The sequence below is a fragment of the Pseudostreptobacillus hongkongensis genome (genome assembly GCF_001559795.1).
Lineage (GTDB): Bacteria > Fusobacteriota > Fusobacteriia > Fusobacteriales > Leptotrichiaceae > Pseudostreptobacillus > Pseudostreptobacillus hongkongensis.
The window spans coordinates 1-3,961 of sequence record NZ_LOHY01000107.1; the positions used below are offsets into that span (position 1 = coordinate 1).

Sequence of the window (3,961 nt, forward strand, 5' to 3'; positions counted from 1 at the left end):
AAGAATAATGATATAAAATACTCAGAAGGAACATTAGGATTAAATGTTGGTATTGATGTATATACTGATTATAACAAAAATAATTTAGCTGGATTTTATTTTGGTTATTCAAATTCAACAAAGAAAGTTAGAAATTCAAAATTAGAAAAACAAATTGGAAGAGTAAAAACAGATATGTTTGCATTTGGATTTACTGACACATTTGAAAATAAAAATTTCTATGCAGATACAGTATTACAAGTTGCAGCTTTAAAGAATAGATATGATTTAAATTCAAAAGAAATCAGTAATACAGGTGTTATAGTTACAAGTTCATTAGAAGTAGGATCTCCAGTATATTTTGATACTAATAAGGAAAAAGGTATGAAATATTTAGTTGAACCACAACTACAATTAATTTATCAATTTGGTAAAAATAGTGATATATTAAGTCAAGGAGTTAAATATGGTTTAGGTCATTCATTAACAGGTAGATTAGGATTAAGAGTTGGATATGCTACAACTAATGTAAATAATAAAAATGGTATGGGATATGCCTTATTTAATCTATGGGAAGAATTTGTAAATACAACAAAAGTATCAAAAGGGAAAAAAGAGTTTAAACCAATAAATTCTAAAGTGTGGATAGAAGCAGGATTTGGTGCTAATATTCCTGTTACTAAACGTTTAAGTACATATTTTGAAGCAACTGCGGAAAAATCAATTTATGGTGCAAATAAATATGGTGTAAAAGGAGTTGTAGGATTTAATTACGAAAGATAAAGATATTTAAGAAAATGTTAATGGTGACATTGTGTATCAGTTCTGTTGTATCCTTTTATAATGATGAGGTACCAATAACAAAATAAGTAGTAAAAAAATGATAGAGGAAGCGGTAAAAGCTCAAACTGAAAAAATAACTAGATTACAAACATCTGTTTCAAAAAATACTCAAGATATTCAAAAAAATAAAATAAAGTATTTTAGTGCTAAAATGGGATTAGGTGGTGGAGATAACGCAAATAATGACGGAGCTAAAGGACCTTTATCATTAGATATAGGAGCTAACTCAAGAGCTATGGGGGGGAGTGCTATAGCTATGGGTAATTATTCAACAGCTAATGGTGTTGGGGCTATATCTATAGGTTATAAGTCTAAAGCATTAGATCAAGTGGCAACTGCCATAGAATATCAAGCAATAGTAGCAGCAGGAAATCCAGCAGAATTAGCAATAGTATTTGATACAAAAGCATTGTGGAAAGATTAGGTGTAGCTTCTATTGCTAGAATCTATTGGTTATAGTGCTAAATCTATAGGGGAATATTTTTTAGTTATAGGAGATTACGCTATTTCAAATGGAAAAGCTAGTACAGCTATAGGTAAAAATTCATTGATAACTGAAAATTCAGAATATTCAATAGCTTTAGGGTTTGGTGCATATATAGGGGAAAGAAAAGAGGTATCTTCTTCTGCTATCATAGATAGTAATAATGGTGGAGTCTTTAATAGATGGAAAAATGGTGTCGGAAGTAATATGGCCTGAAGATGTTTTGGTAATTTCTATTGTTAGAAATGGTATAGAAAAAATACCTAATGGTAGAACAGTTATGATGGCAGGAGATATTTTAATATTATTATTGCCTAAAAATATTGTTGGAGAAGTTAAAGAAAAATTAATGAAGCATACATTGATAGATTAATTCTAGTTTGAAAGAGAGGAAAAATGAGAAAGTTAGGTTTAATAAAAAAATGGGAACTTTTATCACCTTATAGGAAATTGATAGTAGGCTTTTTAATAGCGATCTTTATTGGAACTACACTTTTAAAATTACCCTTCTCATTAAAAGAAAATCAGAATATTAGTATGTTAGATTCTTTGTTTACAATAGTTTCAGCTATTTGTGTAACAGGGTTATCTGTTGTTGATGTAAGTCAAGTATTTACTCCGATAGGGCAATTAATAGTTCTATTTTTTATACAGTTGGGTGGACTTGGAGTTATGACAGTTTCAATAATAGTTTTTTTATTAGTTGGGGAAAAAATGAGTTTTGAGACAAGGGAACTTTTAAAAGAGGAGAGAAATTCTAATAGTAATGGAGGTATTACAAATTTTATAAAACATCTTTTATTAATAGTATTTATTATTGAGTTATTGGGAGCTTTTATTTTAACTTATGCGTTTTCTAAATATTATTCAATAAAAGTATCCATTTTTTATGGATTATTTCATTCAATATCAGCATTTTGTAACGCTGGATTTTCTTTGTTTACCAACAATCTAGAAAATTTTAAATATGATAAGTTAATTAGTTTAACCATATCTCTTCTAATTATTTTCGGAGGTATAGGTTTTGTAACAATAAATTCACTTTTTATAGTTAAAAAGAAAAAAATTAGAGATTTAAGTTTGACATCAAAACTTGCTTTAATTGTTACATTTTTTTTACTATTTATTGGAACTATATTATTTTTTGGATTTGAATATACTAATTCAAGTACTTTAAAAAATATGAATTTTTTTGATAAAGTTTTAAATTCATTCTTTCAAAGTGTAACACTAAGAACAGCAGGATTTAATACAGTGCCACTTTCAAATATAAGACCGGCAACAATTTTTATTTCATATATTTTTATGTTTATTGGAGCTTCTCCAGGTTCAACAGGTGGTGGAATAAAAACAACAACATTTGGAATTTTAATATTCTATGCACTTGGGATTTTAAAAAGAAAAGAGCATATTGAAGTGTTTAAGAGAAGAATAGATTGGGAATTGATGAATAAAGCATTAGCAATAGTAGTTATATCTGTATTTTATGTTATTATTATAATAACAATTATATTATCAATAGAAAATTTTTCAATAGATAAAGTGATATATGAAGTTGTATCAGCTTTTTCAACAACAGGTTTGAGTCTTGGAATAACAGCAGAATTAGGGGAAATTTCTAAACTTTTAATAATTATTACAATGTTTATAGGGAGATTGGGACCTATGACAGTTGCATTAGCTTTTACAAATAATAAAAAAAGTTTAATAAAGTATCCAAAAGAAGATATTTTAATAGGATAAATAGGAGAAATTTATGAAACAGTATTTAGTTATAGGCTTAGGAAGATTTGGAACGAGTGTTGCTAAAACTTTGTATGAAGCTGGGAAAAATGTTTTAGGTATAGATATAGATGAGGAATTGGTACAGGATAAAATAAATGATAATATACTAAAAAATGCTATAATTGGTGATGCCAGTGATATGAAAATTTTAAAAGATATTGGAGCTGAAAATTTTGATGTGGCCTTTATTTGTATTGGAGATATAGAAGCAAGTGTTATGATAGCACTTAATTTAAAAGAATTAGAAATAAATAGAATCATAGCAAAGGCTATTAATAAAAATCACGGAAAGGTTCTTACAAAAGTTGGAGCAACAGAGATAGTTTATCCTGAAGAACACATGGGAAAAAGAATAGCTGAGCTGACAATGAATACAGGAATAATAGAACATTTAAAATTTACTGATAATTTTGTGTTAGTAGAAGTAAAGGCACCAAGAATATTTTGGAATAATACTCTTATAAATTTAGATGTTAGAAATAAATATAACATAAATATAGTTGGAATAAAAAAAGATAAAGGAGAATTTTTATCTAATCCAACTGCAAATATTGTAATAGAAGAAGGAGATATATTAGTGATTATAACTGATAAAAAAACAGTTGAGTCATTTAATAAATTGATTTAGTATTTTGTTTTGAAAAATTAGCTAAAGAGTTAGAAGCTAATCCTAAAATAAAAGTTCTTAAAAATTTATTAGATGTTAATGAATTAAAAAATTATTTACAAGAACTATAATTTAAATAAATTTATACAAGCAGGTCTAAAAGACCTGTTTTTTTATATCATTTTTATATTTTATTGAAATTATCAAATAATAGTGGTTCTTCACAAATATTTAAGGGATAATAAAATTAGTAGCTCAATAGA

At 26.8% G+C, this 3,961-nt stretch carries 5 protein-coding genes and 1 pseudogene; all 6 read left to right on the forward strand.

The genetic code is table 11. From position 1 onward, the window contains the following. The coding region (locus tag AYC59_RS05605; RefSeq protein WP_156445496.1) for an autotransporter outer membrane beta-barrel domain-containing protein at positions 1–762 on the forward strand (762 nt) is incomplete at its 5' end. Positions 763–859: 97 nt separating this feature from the next. Then, the gene (locus AYC59_RS05610; RefSeq protein WP_066896143.1) at positions 860–1,246 is read left to right on the forward strand and encodes a hypothetical protein; all 387 of its coding nucleotides are present in this window, start codon (positions 860–862) and stop codon (positions 1,244–1,246) included. 12 nt (positions 1,247–1,258) lie between these two features. Then, on the forward strand, positions 1,259–1,522 hold the full coding sequence (locus tag AYC59_RS05615) for a hypothetical protein (protein ID WP_066896146.1): 264 nt from the start codon (positions 1,259–1,261) through the stop codon (positions 1,520–1,522). After that, a pseudogene (locus AYC59_RS05620) lies at positions 1,467–1,679 on the forward strand (TrkA C-terminal domain-containing protein); the annotation flags it as partial. The gene AYC59_RS05615 and the pseudogene AYC59_RS05620, both read left to right, overlap by 56 nt. 23 nt (positions 1,680–1,702) lie before the next feature. Next, positions 1,703–3,049 carry a TrkH family potassium uptake protein gene (locus AYC59_RS05625; RefSeq protein WP_066896152.1) on the forward strand — a complete coding sequence of 449 codons (1,347 nt, stop codon included), beginning with the start codon at positions 1,703–1,705 and terminating at the stop codon, positions 3,047–3,049. 13 nt (positions 3,050–3,062) lie between these two features. Further along, positions 3,063–3,719 carry a potassium channel family protein gene (locus AYC59_RS05630; protein WP_066896155.1) on the forward strand — a complete coding sequence of 219 codons (657 nt, stop codon included), beginning with the start codon at positions 3,063–3,065 and terminating at the stop codon, positions 3,717–3,719. Positions 3,720–3,961 lie beyond the last annotated feature (242 nt).

Excerpts from the sequence above, each read along its gene's own strand:
- AYC59_RS05610 (WP_066896143.1), top strand. The coding sequence starts at position 860 with ATGATAGAGGAAGCGGTAAAAGCTCAAACTGAAAAAATAACTAGATTA.
- AYC59_RS05625 (WP_066896152.1), top strand. The coding sequence starts at position 1,703 with ATGAGAAAGTTAGGTTTAATAAAAAAATGGGAACTTTTATCACCTTAT.
- AYC59_RS05630 (WP_066896155.1), top strand. The coding sequence starts at position 3,063 with ATGAAACAGTATTTAGTTATAGGCTTAGGAAGATTTGGAACGAGTGTT.